The sequence below is a fragment of the Endozoicomonas sp. SESOKO3 genome, assembly GCF_024606255.1.
Genome location: NZ_JAHHPR010000322.1, coordinates 1 through 15,389, shown reverse-complemented (window position 1 = coordinate 15,389; position 15,389 = coordinate 1). Strand labels below are relative to the sequence as shown.

The 15,389-nt window shown below is 47.8% G+C and carries 17 protein-coding genes and 2 other RNA genes; 7 read left to right on the top strand and 12 right to left on the bottom strand.

Going from position 1 to position 15,389, the window contains the following annotated elements; all coding sequences use genetic code 11:
• Nucleotides 1–250: 250 nt before the first annotated feature.
• The gene (locus KDK18_RS05750) at nt 251–1,147 is read left to right on the top strand and encodes a LysR family transcriptional regulator (protein WP_257253848.1); all 897 of its coding nucleotides are present in this window, start codon (nt 251–253) and stop codon (nt 1,145–1,147) included.
• Nucleotides 1,148–1,181: 34 nt separating this feature from the next.
• Here the strand turns inward: KDK18_RS05750 and KDK18_RS05745 are convergent, their stop codons facing one another.
• The 6 genes from KDK18_RS05745 to KDK18_RS05720 all read right to left on the bottom strand — a co-directional run bounded on the left by KDK18_RS05745 (nt 1,182) and on the right by KDK18_RS05720 (nt 6,883).
• Nucleotides 1,182–1,403 (bottom strand): DUF2835 domain-containing protein, encoded by a 222-nt coding sequence (locus tag KDK18_RS05745; RefSeq protein WP_257253845.1) that lies wholly within the window; start codon nt 1,401–1,403, stop codon nt 1,182–1,184.
• A gap of 168 nt (nt 1,404–1,571) precedes the next feature.
• Complete coding sequence (locus tag KDK18_RS05740) at nt 1,572–2,384, bottom strand: hypothetical protein (RefSeq protein ID WP_257253844.1); 813 nt, start codon at nt 2,382–2,384, stop codon at nt 1,572–1,574.
• A gap of 155 nt (nt 2,385–2,539) precedes the next feature.
• Complete coding sequence (locus KDK18_RS05735; RefSeq protein WP_257253843.1) at nt 2,540–3,673, bottom strand: histidine phosphatase family protein; 1,134 nt, start codon at nt 3,671–3,673, stop codon at nt 2,540–2,542.
• Between the two features lie 96 nt (nt 3,674–3,769).
• Nucleotides 3,770–4,954, bottom strand: coding sequence for an FAD-dependent monooxygenase (locus KDK18_RS05730; RefSeq protein ID WP_257253841.1), 1,185 nt, complete (start codon nt 4,952–4,954; stop codon nt 3,770–3,772).
• Nucleotides 4,955–5,004: 50 nt separating this feature from the next.
• The gene (ubiH, locus tag KDK18_RS05725; protein WP_257253840.1) at nt 5,005–6,240 is read right to left on the bottom strand and encodes a 2-octaprenyl-6-methoxyphenyl hydroxylase; all 1,236 of its coding nucleotides are present in this window, start codon (nt 6,238–6,240) and stop codon (nt 5,005–5,007) included.
• A gap of 64 nt (nt 6,241–6,304) precedes the next feature.
• Nucleotides 6,305–6,883, bottom strand: a complete 579-nt coding sequence (locus KDK18_RS05720) for a UPF0149 family protein (RefSeq protein WP_257253838.1) — start codon at nt 6,881–6,883, stop codon at nt 6,305–6,307.
• Nucleotides 6,884–7,095: 212 nt separating this feature from the next.
• Here KDK18_RS05720 and KDK18_RS05715 point away from each other — a divergent pair, with 212 nt between their 5' ends.
• The 3 genes from KDK18_RS05715 (at nt 7,096) to ssrS (ending at nt 7,910) form a co-directional block, all read left to right on the top strand.
• Nucleotides 7,096–7,305 carry a TIGR02449 family protein gene (locus KDK18_RS05715; RefSeq protein ID WP_257253837.1) on the top strand — a complete coding sequence of 70 codons (210 nt, stop codon included), beginning with the start codon at nt 7,096–7,098 and terminating at the stop codon, nt 7,303–7,305.
• Nucleotides 7,305–7,604 (top strand): cell division protein ZapA, encoded by a 300-nt coding sequence (locus tag KDK18_RS05710; protein WP_257253836.1) that lies wholly within the window; start codon nt 7,305–7,307, stop codon nt 7,602–7,604. Before KDK18_RS05715 ends, KDK18_RS05710 begins: the two co-directional genes overlap by 1 nt.
• A 127-nt stretch (nt 7,605–7,731) precedes the next feature.
• Nucleotides 7,732–7,910: non-coding RNA, 6S RNA (gene ssrS / locus KDK18_RS05705), on the top strand.
• Between the two features lie 151 nt (nt 7,911–8,061).
• Here ssrS and fur read toward each other — a convergent pair.
• Nucleotides 8,062–8,469: a ferric iron uptake transcriptional regulator gene (gene fur, locus KDK18_RS05700; protein ID WP_257253835.1), complete on the bottom strand. Its 408-nt coding sequence runs from the start codon at nt 8,467–8,469 to the stop codon at nt 8,062–8,064.
• 102 nt (nt 8,470–8,571) lie between these two features.
• On the opposite strand from fur, the gene KDK18_RS05695 reads away from it, so the two are divergent.
• Entirely contained in the window at nt 8,572–8,949 is a 378-nt protein-coding gene (locus KDK18_RS05695; protein WP_257253834.1) for an outer membrane protein assembly factor BamE, read from the top strand.
• A gap of 31 nt (nt 8,950–8,980) precedes the next feature.
• Here KDK18_RS05695 and KDK18_RS05690 read toward each other — a convergent pair whose 3' ends face one another.
• The 3 genes from KDK18_RS05690 to KDK18_RS05680 form a co-directional block, all read right to left on the bottom strand.
• Nucleotides 8,981–9,328: an RnfH family protein gene (locus tag KDK18_RS05690; protein ID WP_257253832.1), complete on the bottom strand. Its 348-nt coding sequence runs from the start codon at nt 9,326–9,328 to the stop codon at nt 8,981–8,983.
• Nucleotides 9,321–9,752 carry a type II toxin-antitoxin system RatA family toxin gene (locus tag KDK18_RS05685; protein WP_257253830.1) on the bottom strand — a complete coding sequence of 144 codons (432 nt, stop codon included), beginning with the start codon at nt 9,750–9,752 and terminating at the stop codon, nt 9,321–9,323. The genes KDK18_RS05690 and KDK18_RS05685 overlap by 8 nt, the downstream gene beginning before the upstream one ends.
• 166 nt (nt 9,753–9,918) lie before the next feature.
• Nucleotides 9,919–11,277 carry a sodium-dependent transporter gene (locus KDK18_RS05680; RefSeq protein ID WP_257253828.1) on the bottom strand — a complete coding sequence of 453 codons (1,359 nt, stop codon included), beginning with the start codon at nt 11,275–11,277 and terminating at the stop codon, nt 9,919–9,921.
• A gap of 482 nt (nt 11,278–11,759) precedes the next feature.
• Here KDK18_RS05680 and smpB point away from each other — a divergent pair, with 482 nt between their 5' ends.
• Both smpB and ssrA read left to right on the top strand, forming a co-directional pair.
• Entirely contained in the window at nt 11,760–12,239 is a 480-nt protein-coding gene (gene smpB, locus KDK18_RS05675) for an SsrA-binding protein SmpB (protein ID WP_257253827.1), read from the top strand.
• A gap of 93 nt (nt 12,240–12,332) precedes the next feature.
• Nucleotides 12,333–12,697, top strand: a transfer-messenger RNA (tmRNA) gene (gene ssrA / locus KDK18_RS05670).
• Between the two features lie 226 nt (nt 12,698–12,923).
• Here the strand turns inward: ssrA and KDK18_RS05665 are convergent.
• Together KDK18_RS05665 and KDK18_RS05660 are read right to left on the bottom strand one after the other, a co-directional pair.
• Entirely contained in the window at nt 12,924–14,477 is a 1,554-nt protein-coding gene (locus KDK18_RS05665) for a hypothetical protein (RefSeq protein WP_257253821.1), read from the bottom strand.
• Nucleotides 14,478–14,942: 465 nt separating this feature from the next.
• Nucleotides 14,943–15,356 carry a hypothetical protein gene (locus tag KDK18_RS05660; protein ID WP_257253820.1) on the bottom strand — a complete coding sequence of 138 codons (414 nt, stop codon included), beginning with the start codon at nt 15,354–15,356 and terminating at the stop codon, nt 14,943–14,945.
• Between the last annotated feature and the right edge of the window lie 33 nt (nt 15,357–15,389).

Sequence of the window (15,389 nt, the reverse complement as noted above, 5' to 3'; positions counted from 1 at the left end):
CCAGATCACGATAGATTACCTTTTCCACAGTGTGGTTCCGGGTGTATTTTTCAACAAACTGTCTGGCCAATTGCCCTGACTGTCCTTCTGAGCCAAACAGACTGGAATCGATTTGCAGGATGGTGCTCATAATGATCTCCGGTTTATTAGATTGCTTTGGTTAAGCTTAATTTAATATCGATTTTTACGAATAAAAAGCGCAAAATATCCCTTATAAATATCGAATTATTAGATCAAAAGTTCATCATCCATGGCCAAAGTCACCCTTGAACAATGGCGAATGCTCCATGCCGTCGTTGAACATGGCGGTTTCGCACAAGCCGCAGAAGCCCTTCACAAGAGCCAGTCAACCGTCAGCTATGCCGTAAATAAGCTGCAGCAGCAGCTTGATGTTGAAATACTGGTCATCAAAGGCAGGAAGGCAGAATTAACGGAAGCTGGAAAAGTGCTGATCAGGCGCTCCCGGTCCCTGCTGAAAGAGTCCGATGCGATCGAAAAGGTTGCTGACAGTCTGTCCCAAGACTGGGAAGGCCGCATCACACTGGGAGTTGATGTCATCTTTCCACCCCAGTTGCTCTCGACCTGTCTGAAAAGACTGTCATCAGAGTGCCAGCAAACCCATATTGAGCTGGTAGAAACGGCACTTTCAGGTACTACCGACATGTTGGCCACCGGTCAAGCAGACCTGGTGATCAGTGGCCTCGTGCCACAGGGTTTTATGGGAGAGCCTTTAATGAAAGTTACATTCAAGGCGGTTGCTCACAAGGATCACCCGTTGCACCAGCTAGACAGGCCTCTGAGCCTGGATGACCTCAGACAGCACCGCCAGATTGTCATCAGGGACTCGGGCATCAAAAGAGTGGATGCCGGATGGCTGGAAGCAACAGAACGCTGGACCGTCAGCCATATCAGCACATCGGTAAGAATGATTTCACAGGGGCTGGGGTTTGCCTGGCTGCCAACCGCTCACGTAGAGCAGGAAATGGACTCTGGTGTGTTGAAACCTTTAAACCTTAAGCCTCATGGCTCCCGACGCCACGAGATATACTTGATTTACACTGATCAGGATTATGCGGGGCCAGCCGTAAAGTCTCTGGCCAATATCCTTAAGGAAGTGTGTGCTGGCACAGATATGCCAGCACATTGACGAAACGGATACAACAAAGAATCAGAAAAGAGGCTCAGCCAATCTTTCGAAGCTCTCCCAGCTTGCCGTCCGATCCATAAGAGATTTCAAAAGTACCATGAACACCTTCACGGCTAACAAATTTGAGAAGGACGTCGTAGGGAATGCTCATGCTAAAACCCTCACGGGTATTGACCTGAACACGGTTCTTTTTGCCCTGATAATACTGTAATACCTGCTGAGAATTCAGACTGATAGAGAAGGTGGCCTTATTCATTCTGGACTCCATTCCTCATGTTCAATCAAGTGATATTGGCCGAAGGGCCATCTGGCTCAGAGCCAGTGACCAGATGTGTATCATTTTAGCAAAATCAACTCATTCAATAAGAATGTCCGGTCATTAAAAATAACCGGACTTCTTGTCTCAACAAAGGTCATTTACAGCTTACTGATTGGGTGGAGGAGGCATTAAACCTTCTGGCATTTCCATGTTGTTGGGCACCTGCATTTGCTGCATCACCTCGTTGATGGACTCTCTGATACTGGCAATCATCGCCTTGTAGCCTTCATCAAAGCCGCGATAGAAAGCCTGCTCAGTAGGTTCAACATCATCGCCTTCCTGCTTGTGAATAGCAGACTGCTTTCCTTCAGGGTTTTCGCCACTGAAGAAAGCTTCCATGGAAGTAGGAACGGTCAGAGCGACACGACCGCCGGCCATATAACCGTCAATAAAGCGCCCTCTCAGGAAAGGGTTATCGCTGCTGCCAACGCTGGCAATGCGATAGGCATCGTCAGCCTCACACCAGCGATCCTTATATTCACTGGCTTTTTCGCCGTCGCTGCAGTGGTATTCAATAATACCCAGAGCATCAACCACTTGCTGATACCCTGCACGATAGCCCGCTTCATCAGGCTTTTCAGCCCTTCCTTCCAAGGCCTCTCGAGAGACCTGACTGGTTTCAGCAAGGCGAGCATCGTTAACACCCTGACGGTAACCTTTCAGATAATTGCCAAAGTTGGCAACATTACCAGCCAGTGAACTCTTATCAAAGGCTCCACGTGCCTCACACCATGTCTGCTTGAGCGCATCAGTGGTATCAACAGTGGTACAATCATAAGCTTCTTCTTCAGCAACCGGACGGGCAGACTCTCCCGTTGATGGGGCTACCTTCGGACATTCCTGTTGCTTGCCGCAACCCTGAAGCAGTAAAAATAATAAAAAAACAGGTACGACACCTGCGTGCACTGACCTACGCATTCATTTCTCCTTCCCAAGGGGTACTTCTAATGTTCAACATGACAGAACTATTAGCTGCCAGGATTGTCATGTCTTAAGTTCCAGAGGCTCCTGACAAAATTCTGCGTTATTAATATCATTAGACGGAGCTGATTAAATATAGTTCAGAAAAATCGTTATTTTTCTTCTTTAGTTCCTGTGGATATATCAAGAGAAATTGTTGAATGAGCCGCAGGCTCCTTCAGCTGGCACAATTCCGTCCAGTCAGAGCCTTGTAAAGAAGCGACCAGCTGACCCCATTGTTCAAGAGAGCATGTCGTCCCACAGGAAAGTGTCAGGGGTTCGTTATTCAATGAGGCTTGAACAGTCTTATTTGAGGCTGAAAAGCGCAGGGTCAGCATACTGGTATAGGGAACATTGAACTCTCTCGGGCTTCCAAGAGCACTCAACAGAGCCAGTATATTGGTGTCACTGACCGCTAAAAGATAGAAGTACTCACAGGAAGTTCTGCCGTTTTCAAGACAGGTCTGATGCTGCTGATAGCGTTGATCAATAGCCTTCATAAGGTGCTGGCTGGCCAGCTGAACCATACGCCTGTCTTTAACTATTTGAGCCATAAACCAATCTATCAGATCCAGAAGCTGCTGCTCATCCTGAGGACTCAGGAACTCTGGCAGAGGAATGTTGTGAAGCTTTCTGACATTCAATGCATCGGCAAGGCCTATAATGGCGTGAAGCGATGGTGCTCGCTGTTGCCCGGACTCTTTTGCCCAGAGCCTGATCTTGTCGAGCCCCAATTCTTCTAACTTCTTTTGCCACAAAGGGCTCTTTTGCATATCAGCGATCAGCGCTCTGAATCCAGTGCAGGATTGAGTAAATCCGAGCAGATAATCGTCTTGCGGTAGAGCAGCATAAACCGGTGGGACAATTGCAAACTCATTGCCTGAGCCTGTTTTCAGACTGTCAGGATAGATAGCCTGAAGCATCGTGGTGGCACACTGGATGGTTCTGTCCAGGCCCCGGGCCTGATGATAACTGAGCTCTGGGTTCCATCGGGAAGGAAAACCGGCAGGGAGTTGAGTGCGCCTGAAATGTTTACCCGCTTCATAACACTGTTTTAAACCAGTGTCTGTCATCTCACCGGGTCCGATAGGCCAGAGTTTGGGATTTAATGGACTACTTGGACTGCGATCCCCATGACGAACCAGTGTGACAACATAATCTTGATAGTCCCCAGACTCTGGCTGAGCCTGAACCAGAAGCGTCATTGAAAAACACAATACGCCCCAAACGAGAAGCCACTTTTTCATTCTATATTCCCGATTGATTAATTAAAGAATCAAACAACAGAGAATAGAAAGAAAAGTGACATCTGTTTAGAAAATATGAATGGATTGAAGTAAGTATCAGACGCCCATGGCATGTTTGATCAACATGTCTTTGACAAGAGGCAGGCTATTTGTCCACTTCAGTCCTGTATTCCTTAGCCAGCGAATACCGATATCGTCAGCGGCAAAGAGGTTTTGCAAGCCCTCCATGGATTTCATCATCAACAGATTACTACCCATCCTTTTGCGCTCATACCGATTCAGAATATGACTGGCAGAAAAATCATCGCCACGCTCAACCGCTCGCAAGATTTCTTCAGAGAGAACCTCCACATCCTGCAATCCAAGGTTCACACCCTGACCGGCCAGAGGATGAATGGTATGGGCCGCATCGCCTGCCAGCACAATTCGATTTCGATGATATTGGCGGGCATAGCGCTGCCTGAGAGGAAAGCGAAACCGGGGGTCGGCTGAAAGCACTTTCCCTAGTCTGGATTCAAAAGCAAGTTCTATAGCCTGACAAAAAGCCTCATCATCCAGAGACAGAACTTCATCGGCCTTATCTGGAACTAATGACCAAACAATAGAGCAGTAGTGCTTATCTCCCCGGCTGGGCAGAGGCAGAAACGCTAAAGGCCCGGTGTTCAGGAAGACCTGCCAGGCAGTGTCCCGATGATATTGCTCTGTTTCGACTGTGGTGACCACTGCATGATGGAGATAGTCCTTCTGATTGGAAGGAATACCCGACCGCTTCCTCAGAGTGGACTCGGCACCATCGGCAGCCACCAGCAGACGAGCTGCTATCTTTTCATTATCGAGCTGAACCTGACAGGGGTCACCCAACTCGTAGATAATGGTTGACTGACTGGGAAAGCACTCAATATCTGTTTGCGCCAACTGCTTCAGAAGCGCATGACGAATCACATCGTTCTCAACGATGCTTCCGAGCGTCTTGAAACCCACCGACCTGGCATCAAACGCGATCTCACCCGTTCCTTCGCTGTCCCAGACATACATGTGCTGATAGGGCATAACACGCTGAGAGGTCATAATATCCCATGCGCCCAGTCGCCGAAATAATCGGGAGGAGGCTTCAGTCAGGGCACTGACCCTGGGTGCGTAGGGACTGTCAGGAGAAAACGCCGGAGTCGAAAGCGACTGTTGATCAACCAACGCTATTTTCAAGTCTGCTTTTGACAGCGACAGAGCCAGAGACACCCCAACCATGCCACCACCGGCAATCACCAGATCAAATGACTTCAACCGAGATCTCCTCCTGATACTGTTTTTTTCGTGTTCATGGCTTTTGAGGATTAGAAACCCATCGCCTTTCTGGCAAACCGACCTTTTAATTCCCGGCTCATATCCAGACAGCTTAAGCCAAGGTTTCTGGCCAGAATCACCGGCAGCTCCTGTCGGGAAAACAATTTCACCAGACCGTCACAGAAGTCCAAAGTCATCTTCTGATCGCTCTTCTGTTCTTCGACATATTGAAGCAAACGGGACAGACTGCCCGGGGCAATAGCCTGTCTGAGCGACTCAGTAATATTCCCGGCCAGAGCCATTGTATCCCTGATGGCCAGATTATATCCCTGACCTGCGACAGGGTGCATAGAGTGAGCTGCATTACCCAGAACGACCAGACCAGGCCTGACTTGCTCACGGGCAACGCTGAGAGTCAGAGGATAACTTTCACGCATCCCGACTTTGGTAAACCCGCCAGCACGATAACCAAATTTTTCCTGCAAAGTGGACAGGAAAGTTTCATCATCCATAGAAATTCTGTCGTCTATTTCATCAGTAGGCACAGTCCAGACCAGTGCTGAACGATCAGCACAGAGAGGAAGCAAAGCCATGGGCCCTCTTCCGGCAAATCGTTCATAGGCTACTCCGTTGTGCGGCTTATCAAGGGAAACATTGGCAACCAGTGCATGTTGTTCGTAGTCATAGTGTTTACGTGAAATACCCAGTTTTTCCATCAACCGGGAACGACCTCCATCGGCAAGGACCACCAGAGATGCCACTTTCTCAACAAATTCTTCCCTCTGCCTGATAACCACTTTCATTTCTGAGTCAGGCAAAGGCTGTAAAGATTGAACCTGTGCCGGACTCAAGACTTCAACCCTCCCCTGATCACGATAACTTTTCAGTCTTTTGAGCAGCACTTCACCCAGTCGATAATTTTCAACCACATACCCCAGGGCAGGTACGCTTTCTTGCTGATGATTAAGACGGGTGGCACCAAAATGCCCTCGATCAGAGACCTGAATATCCAGAATAGCTGTGGCAAACGGATCCAGATCAGGCCAGAGTCCGAGTTCATCGTAGATCAGCCGGGTACCATAAGAGAGTGCCGAGGCTCTGGCATCATAGCTGGGTGGAGAGTTGGGTGGAGCGTTGGTCGGTGTATCCCCTGCTTCATCGATTGCGTGCGTCTCAACCATCGCTACTTTCAGCCCATGTTGATTGATCGCAGACTCCAGAGCACACAGCAGACTGGCACCCACCAGCCCACCACCAATGATCAGGACATCATACTTCCCGGTCATCTCTCTCTCCTTTCTACGGTGAAAACACTCATCGCTAAACAGAACAACGGTAGTCTTTGCGATGTCAATGAATGGTTTTTGTGTTGCGCTTTTTCGATTTTTCCGGGACGGCCACCGCTGAAAAAATGGTTAAAAGATTCATTCGAACGTACTCACTGACTTCTATAAACAAACGTTCAGACTCATCACTGTCATCCGCTTCAGGCTGGATCTGGGCAATTTCCGAGAAATCTCCCAGAACCCCTTCTACTTCCTGACTCAGTGGCTTACTTCCAATGACTTCGCCGAATCCGAACAGAAATCCCTGACACCAATAACCCAACGCTTCAGTTCTTTGCTCCAGGGCTTCGTCGTCATCAGGCAGAAGCAGAGCAATAGAAAAGTCTGATTGATCCAGCTTCTGCAATGTTCCCTGATACATGCGCAGCAGGAGATCCTGGAAACGGCTGTCCAACTCCTGATCATCCAACATAGCAGATACTTGACGGAACCAGGTTTCTACGCCGGGCTGACTGCCCGCAGCAAACGTGCCACAGAGAATACCATGAAGTTCAGAAGGATGACTGTCACCGCCCAGCTCAACCAGACGATCAGCCAACTCATTAAAGGCGACAACGTCTGAGGCCGCATCACTATTTGTCATTACAATTACCTTGAAAGCCTTACTGGAAAGAACCCATTGATCATGGAACAACCAATCAATAACAGGGTGGATTGAAAACCACATCCCAGAGGCTCTGTGAAAACCCGATGGTGTGTGAGTGTATCAGATTTATCGTTTGGGCAAATCGCAAAGGCATTGTTCTGTGTACTTACAGCCGCTATAGTAGATCCAATAGCACGGTCCCGGAACCTATGAACGACCACGAACTCGCAACCCTGAACCAGAAAATTGACGATCTGGTAGCCATCAGCCTGAAACTGAAAAAAGAAAACCGCTTACTGCGCGCCAAGGAACACACCTGGCTGGCAGAGCGCGCGAAACTGATGGAGAAGAATGATGTCGCGCGCAGCAAGGTCGAAGCCATGATCAACCGCCTGCGCACTCTGGAGCATGAATCCTAATGGACAGTCCATCCACCACCACCGTCAGTATTCTGGACAAGGAATACCTGGTCAGCTGCCCCAAACAGGAAGAAGCTAATCTTCATCAGGCAGCTCAGCATTTAAACGAGCAAATGAGACAAATCCGTGCGGGTGGCGTAATTGGTACAGAGCGTATCGCAGTCATGGCAGCATTGAACATCAGCTATGAACTGCTTCAGAGCAGGCAGCAAAGCCTGACCGACAATTCAGATGCTCAGAAACAGATCAAACAGATGCTTGGCAAGCTGGATCAGGCGCTAATGCTAATCGAAAGCTAAATCCACTGCCCCCCCCCTGGCCTGAAGAGCCATCGTTGGTAAAAAACCAATGGAGCTATCGGTCAAAAGATCAATAGCAAAAAAAACCTACAGACTTGTACCTCAGAACCGATATAATCCCGGTCAAGTCTCCCTGGCCTGTTTGCCAGTCATTAAAGACCCGGGCTGATAATACCATACCGGGGATTCCTCGTTGATGCTGGAGCGCAGGTCCACCTTGCAGTGGAAAGCCCGATTCATCACAGCAATCCCCACCGTTGCTTTAACAGCAACGGGCTTACGTGGCAGCGGCAGCTTGGGGAGACTTACTATCATTCAGTACTTGTCGTCTTATTACCTCTCAAACACCCATAAAACGCATCAGTATTGGCAGGCAGTGAAGTATTCCGCAGAATGAAAGAGAAAAAAAGCCGATACACTGTGACCGGCTTTTTGGGAAGACGTATTTCAGAAAAAGTCAGGACTTTTCTTTTGGTTTCACGTATAACACCAGATTGTGGTCAACAATCTCGTAACCGTGCTTGTCGGCAATCTCCTTTTGACGACGCTCAATATCTTCATCGATAAACTCAATGATCTCACCGCTTTCCATACAAACCATATGATCGTGATGTTCACCCCTTGCCAGCTCGAACACGGAGTGCCCACTGTCAAAGTTGTGCCTGATGACCAGACCGGCCCCTTCAAACTGGGTCAGCACCCGGTAGACGGTGGCCAGACCGACATCTTCTTCTGCATCAAGGAGAGCCTTGTAGACATCCTCGGCACTCATATGAAGGCCCTGAGAGCTTTCAAGAATCTGAAGAATTTTGACACGAGGCAGCGTGACCTTCAGACCCGCTTTGCGCAACTCTTGATTTTCCAACACGTTTACCTAACCCTTAGCATTTAGCAGGTAATCCCTGCTATTATCACATTTTTAAGCCGAACATTCATTTTCGAAGAAGATAGTGGAAGTCTGAAACCGATGCAAAAACGTCCAGCCCTGACCACAATTTTTCTCGCTGCCGCTGCTCTCCTGGCTGGGTGTGCCAGTTCAACAGACGGTGGCTCCAAACTCATCAGCTTCCCCGGTGTTTACAAGGTCGACATCCAGCAGGGTAATGTCATTACTCAGGAAATGGTAGACCAGCTCCGTCCGGGAATGACCCGTAACCAAGTCCAGTATGTTATGGGCACCCCCCTTATGGAGGACACCTTCAATCGGGATCGCTGGGACTATATTTCCAGCCTTCAGCCCGGTGGCGAACAGCGCACCCAACAAACCCTCACCATCTTCTTCAAAGACGACAGGCTTTCCTCTATTGAAGGAGACTTTCGTCCCGGTACAGGGGTAACACCTTAAACAGCTCTGCTGACTGCAAAGCAGTTCACCCTCAGGATGCAACTGCTTCTTTCTTGAGTTTTGCTTTCTCTGCACGCATCTTGCGTACTTCTTTCGGATCAGCAATCAGCGGGCGATAGATTTCTATCCGGTCACCCTCTCTCACAGCCTGATCGGTCGGCCTGATAACTGCCTTGCCAAAAATGCCCAGTTTAACAGAGTCCCAATCAATCTCAGAAAAGATCGACTTCATGCCAGATTGTCTGGCGGCATCAAGTACTGATGTACCTTCTTTAACCTCAAGGGTCAGAATCCGGTAATCATCCGGCAGGGCGTAAGCCACTTCAATACTGACTCTGGAGTGTTCTTCCGGCTCGGACCGGCTATTGTTTTCAGCCATAAAGCTGCTCCGCTCTCTGACAGAAGGCGTCAACCATTTTATTCATTGCCTTGTTGAACACTGCACCGACTGTAGCTCTCAGCAATGGGTTGGATATTTCGAAATCCAGCTCCAGTGACACCTTGCAGCCTCCATGACCCAGCGGCTTGAATGTCCAGACCCCATTCAGCTTTGAAAAGGGCCCCTTCAGCAATGACATTTCAATAGACTGGTTTTCCACCATTCGGTTCCTTGTGGAAAACTCATAGCCCAGGTTTCCTTTGGACAGCTCAAGAGCGGCTTCCAATACCTCTCCTTCCTGCCTGAGTATTTTGGCTCCTGAACACCAGGGCAAAAACTGAGGATAACCTTCAACATCAGCCACCAGTGGATACATTTTTTCTACTGGCTGCATGATCAGGGCTGAACGGGAAACTCTTGGCATGACGCAGTGCAAATTTATAAGACAAGGGCCAGCGAGCATAACATATTGTGAAAGCTATTGCCTTCAGAGCCGTACAGGGAAAATACTCGGGGCTCGCAATGCCGCGGAGGAGGAGCGTAGCTTAAAGGCTACGCCCTATACCGATTATGATTTAAATGAGCTCAAATCATTTCAGCGCTGTGTACAGAATCAAAGCTACCGCTACAGGCACAATAAAACGGATCGCAAAGCGCCACAGATTGATCAGACCTACACTCATAGCCATTTCGTTGGACATAACAGAACGCTTCAGAACCCAGCCAGCAAAGATCGCTGTCAGAGCACCACCCAGAGGCAACAGCAAGACGCTGGTCATGTAATCGGCCAGATCAAAGATGGTCTTGTCGAAGAACTTGACGTCAGCCCAGATGTTAAAGGAGAACACAGAGCCCAGACCTACCAGCCAGATAGCACCACCGATCAGCCAGGTCGCCAGTACACGATTGATGCCGAAGCGCTCAGTCACCCAGGCCAGAGAAGGTTCAATAAGGGAGATGGCTGAACTCAGGGCAGCGATACTGACCAGCATGAAGAATATGAAGCCCAGAATCGATCCGCCGGTGATATTGGCGAAAGCAGAGGTCAGGGAAACAAACAGCAGACCGGGCCCGGCAGAAGGTTCAAGACCGTGAGCATAAACAATCGGGAACACGATCAGGCCAGAGATGATGGCCATCAGAGTATCGAGGAATGCAACATTCACTGCGGTACGTGGAATAGAGTTGTTGGCGGGCATGTAGGCACCGTATGCCATCAGGGCACACATCCCCAGACTCAAGGTAAAGAAGGCCTGACCCATAGCCGCTACAACTGCTTCGCCGGTAATCTTGCTGAAATCCACATCGAACATGAAGTGGAAACCACGCATGAATTCACCGGTAACCAAAACACTGTAACCCAGCATGGCAAACAGCAGCAGGAACAGGGTTGGCATCATAACCTGCAGACCTTTTTCCAGACCTTTATGAACACCACGAGCGGTGATCAGTACTGTGACCACCATAAACAGGGTGTGCCATAAAATTTGTCTTGGTGCAGAGGCAGTCAGAGCTTCAAACTCACCACCAATCTGATCAGCCGTCATACCATTGAAAACACCTGTCAGAAGATCCCAGGCGTATGACAGCGCCCAGCCAGCCACCACACTGTAAAAGGTCAGAATAATGAAACCGGTGGCCATACCCATCCAGCCAATCACTTCCCAGCCACGGAACACTCCTGCATCACTGGTCAATTTACGGATAGCATTCAGTGGGCTAAGGCGAGCCGAACGACCAATGGCCGTTTCAGCCATCAACAACGGTACACCTACCAGCGCGATACACAGCAGATAAACCAATACGAAGGCGCCACCACCGTATTGGCCAGCAATGTAAGGGAATTTCCAGATATTACCCAGACCAATGGCAGATCCGGCGGCAGCCAGCATAAATGTCCAACGGTTGTTCCAGGTTTTGCGCGCGGTTGTCGGGTTTTGTCCTGACATGAGACTCCTCAATGATGTACAGCAAAATTCTTATCGAGTGAAACCTTCATGCAGAGTGCTGCAAAGATACTTCGAACAACACTGCATTTTATTGCAAGCCGCCCGGGCTATTCAGTCTCGAATCAGACAATCAGGAAAAGGAGCTCAAACGACAACCAGCTTGAAGAAGAGAGTAGAGTCATTATTACAGCCAGGGGCACAAATAACAGCCCACTCAACACCGAATAAAGCAGCTACCATAAAGCTTTCACTGGAGCATGAGGGCGACGCTGAGCATTGTATCGGTTTCATTTCTCACCTCAACCACTTTTTCCTACAATCACCACAAAAAAAGAAATATCCCCCAAAATAATTTACAACCCAGAACATTTAACCTAAAGAAAAGAAGCCCTGAACAAATACGAAAAACCGTCAGGAGCCTGAATGAGTAACTGTCATAAGCAACGACTGGTTTTATACGCTATCCACGTTATAATCCGCGCATGGCTAAAAGATCGAAAAAAAGCGGTAAAGGCGACTCTTCCATTGTCGTCAACAAAAAAGCCCGTCATGACTACCACATTGATGAGTCATTTGAAGCAGGGCTTTCACTGGCAGGCTGGGAAGTCAAGAGCCTTCGCATGGGTAAAGTGCAACTGGTTGACAGCTACGTTCTACTCAAAGATGGCGAAGCCTGGTTGATTGGTGCCCAGATAACACCACTGGATACAGCATCCACCCATGTGATGGCTGATCCTCTGCGCGACCGGAAACTGCTGTTGCACAGAAGAGAGTTAGCCAAGCTGTTCTCGGAGACTCAACAGAAAGGTCATACTTGTATCGCTACCAAGCTGTACTGGAAAGGTCATCTGGTCAAATGCCAGGTAGCCCTTGCCCGTGGTAAGAAAGAGTTCGACAAGCGTGCTGCCACTAAAGAGCGCGAATGGAATATCGAAAAGCAGCGGGTTATGCACCGAGGCTAACTACATGACAGATGTCTTTTTATAAGCATCCCGGGTATAAATAACGGGTTGACTTCTATGCCACTTTTTGAATAATTAGTCTCAGGTTTCTCTGGGGGCGATCTGGATTCGACGACGGTTACGAAACCTTAGGTGCATGTCGAGAATGTAGTGATTCTCGTAAATCAAAACACTACAACCTTTTAGTTGCTAACGAAGACAACTTCCAAGGAGCTATGGCAGCTTAATACCTGCCTCCTCCCGGTCACTCCGACTTGCCTGTTGGCTGGAAATGACCGCTATTGAAAACAGGATCGCCTTGATGTCTGCCTGGGGCTGACAGGTTAAACTTTTCAGGATCGCGCAGTGTCACCCTGACCGTTGGGTCGTTCTGCGTTAGCCTAAAAACGGAATCTAAACATGTAGAGCCGAAGGCGGAGAATCGGCGGACGCGGGTTCAATTCCCGCCGCCTCCACCAGCTTGCAAACAGCCCTGATGAGCCCTCAGAAGCCATCAGGGCTTTTTATTAACTCTCAATTCTGATAGCAGAATTTCATGGCAATGGTTTTTCTCACTTGCCTTCAAACCAGTGATCTTGACGATGCAAGACAGAGTCAACCCATACTCCCGAAGGATTCTACTTTGGCGTAACTGTGTAGTGTTTCGTATCGGTCCGATTTTCTGCAAGCCCTGTCCTCACTGTTCTATTTTTCCTGCCCGGGGCGATTCATATCCAGCAAATCAATATTCATTTTCATCCACAGCAGAGTAGCGGCCAGATTAACATTGTTACGACAGGTTCCATCATTGACGGTTAACAGGCCCCGAGTCTCGTCGATTCTCTGATTCACCTCCTTTTGGCGTTCTTCAGGAAAATTCTCCAACAACCGCTCCAGGTTTTGCTGTCCTTGAGTCAGATGTGCAAACCTCGAAGGAAACTGGCACAACTGATGCAACTTAACCAAATCTGACTCCAGCCCTGATTTCTGCCAGGTTCCGAGAGACATAAGAATTAAGAAGTCCAGGTCATACGTATCAAAGGCAGACTTGTCCAGTGTTTCGGCATAGTTCGTGCGCTCACCATTGATGACCAATTGCCCGGGTTGTTCAGACCCCTCCAGGTACATTATTTGCGAATAAAAGCTCAACATATTGTCTTTGGTAAGAGGTTCTTCATCCGCATAATAACCGTTTTCGGACAACACAGGGGACTCCAACAATGTTTCCAGATCGTGCAACGCAAATGACTCACAGCCAAAACCACCGGCTTGTCGAGGAGGCAGAAAGAAAAACTGGGAATCAGTAAAACCGTGATACTTTATCGCCAGTATTAACGCCAAACCGACAAAATGCGGCAGGGGTGAATAAGTTTTGTCTGCATGGTACTGCTTAAAAACAGTTAAACTATCAGCAAAAAAAACCTGAAAATGCCCCCTGCTATTTCTCCTGATAGAAACAACACTAACGTGACCTGTTTTAACCTGAAAAATATAGTTTTTTGGTTTTTGTGCTGCCATTAATGGCAACTGGGTTACAAATAACGAAACCAACTGGTGAAGACACTGTGGAAAACCAAGATAAGCATGCATGAGCCTTATAATCTCCGGGCTGGCAGCATCCAGAACCCTGTCAAGCAGCTCGTATTTGGGCAGCCCTTCAGGTAACTCAAGGTCAGGAAGTACTGCTTTGGCAAATGATCTGATATAAATTTCTGGCACTCTCTTAAACTCGGGATACTCAAGTAAAATATGCGTCATTTCACCTGTTTCCAGCTTTTCGGGAAAATAAAGCTCAAGTAGTTTCAGAACCCCTTTCCAACGGTATTCCGAGTTCTCCAGGGAGCCCTTTTCTTCTAAAATACCGGGATTCTGCTCATACAACTCTCGCAATTCTGCCTTAAAATCATCAATATTTTTTTTCTGATCCATCGTTTTCAATGACTTTTCAGCGGCCTTCAGTATTTCTTTCAGTTTTTCAAGATGCCTGGCACGACTCTCATCGTTTCCAGAAGCCGTTGCTGCACCAGTGCCAGAGGAACCTGAAGAGCCAGAACCACCTTGCCTTTTATGAGGCTGTTTTTTATGAGGCTGTTTTTCGCTTTGTCGCCCCTGCTTCGATGACTGAGATTGACTGCCCGTTTTGGTCTGTTTCTTGTTTTCATTACCATAGAGGTTCAACTCAAACGAATAGCCAGTAAAAACTGTTCCTTTGTCTGGCTGTAGTCCTTCCCCTTCAGAAACAGGGGAACTGATTGTCAAACCTTTTTTTCCTTTCTCTAACAGTAACAACGGAACAACCTTAGACTGAGGCAAACGAATGCGGTCAGATAAAAAAGAAGAAAGAATCACATCGGCACCGCCGCCAGAAACCAATGATGAAGCGTAAGGAATTGCAGCCTGGCTGCCAGCTGACAAAAAAATGCTAGCCAAAATAAAGACACAACACATGCTCTTCATAGTAAATAACCAAGCTCAAATAAAGATATCAAATAGATACAAAAACATCATTCTAGACAAAAAACTTGGATTTACCTGAAATTGGGATAGATTATTTCGTCTAAAGCAATGAATCGGCTCAATATATACGGCATCACTCGTCTTAATATTGAGAATGCCGTATGTAAACTCTTAAGAGGTGTTTTCAGAACCGACCAAAGCCTTGACAGATAATCAAAGACAACCGCTATTCGATTTTGGATACCACTGATTTTCAACGGTGCTTTATCAATTTTTATATACCTGACCAGTTGGTTTCGCTAACTGCTCAAATTCACTTTTTGCAGATAGGTAACCGGGCGCATCAGGAGCAAAATAGAGTTCATCAAATAACTTATTGGTTGCAATATCTGCCCATTGCCCAGATGTATATTCTTCTGGAAACCTTGATTCACTATTAGTTTCAGTGACAGTGAATAACACATCACCCTTGTAATAAACAGGATAATAAGTATCGCTACTACCATCACAGCATCCACAGGGGTCCCTTCCGTCACTCACTTCTTCACCTACTGAAATATCGCAGGGTTGAAGATATTTAAGTAATTGAATGGCATTCTCGAATACCTGAATATCCGGGTTAGGTGTTGTCGCGCCAAAATGCACATCGTTTTCAGTCAGAATTCCTTGTAAACAAATCATGTGCTCTATGACGCCTCACACAACCTCATTAGC

Coding starts and splice junctions, on each gene's coding strand:
- KDK18_RS05740 (WP_257253844.1), bottom strand. CDS start 2,384: ATGCGTAGGTCAGTGCACGCAGGTGTCGTACCTGTTTTTTTATTATTT.
- KDK18_RS05660 (WP_257253820.1), bottom strand. CDS start 15,356: ATGATTTGTTTACAAGGAATTCTGACTGAAAACGATGTGCATTTTGGC.
- KDK18_RS05720 (WP_257253838.1), bottom strand. CDS start 6,883: ATGACAAATAGTGATGCGGCCTCAGACGTTGTCGCCTTTAATGAGTTG.
- KDK18_RS05690 (WP_257253832.1), bottom strand. CDS start 9,328: ATGGCTGAAAACAATAGCCGGTCCGAGCCGGAAGAACACTCCAGAGTC.
- KDK18_RS05695 (WP_257253834.1), top strand. CDS start 8,572: ATGCAAAAACGTCCAGCCCTGACCACAATTTTTCTCGCTGCCGCTGCT.
- ubiH (WP_257253840.1), bottom strand. CDS start 6,240: ATGACCGGGAAGTATGATGTCCTGATCATTGGTGGTGGGCTGGTGGGT.
- KDK18_RS05710 (WP_257253836.1), top strand. CDS start 7,305: ATGGACAGTCCATCCACCACCACCGTCAGTATTCTGGACAAGGAATAC.
- KDK18_RS05745 (WP_257253845.1), bottom strand. CDS start 1,403: ATGAATAAGGCCACCTTCTCTATCAGTCTGAATTCTCAGCAGGTATTA.
- KDK18_RS05715 (WP_257253837.1), top strand. CDS start 7,096: ATGAACGACCACGAACTCGCAACCCTGAACCAGAAAATTGACGATCTG.
- KDK18_RS05685 (WP_257253830.1), bottom strand. CDS start 9,752: ATGCCAAGAGTTTCCCGTTCAGCCCTGATCATGCAGCCAGTAGAAAAA.
- KDK18_RS05680 (WP_257253828.1), bottom strand. CDS start 11,277: ATGTCAGGACAAAACCCGACAACCGCGCGCAAAACCTGGAACAACCGT.
- KDK18_RS05750 (WP_257253848.1), top strand. CDS start 251: ATGGCCAAAGTCACCCTTGAACAATGGCGAATGCTCCATGCCGTCGTT.
- KDK18_RS05735 (WP_257253843.1), bottom strand. CDS start 3,673: ATGAAAAAGTGGCTTCTCGTTTGGGGCGTATTGTGTTTTTCAATGACG.
- smpB (WP_257253827.1), top strand. CDS start 11,760: ATGGCTAAAAGATCGAAAAAAAGCGGTAAAGGCGACTCTTCCATTGTC.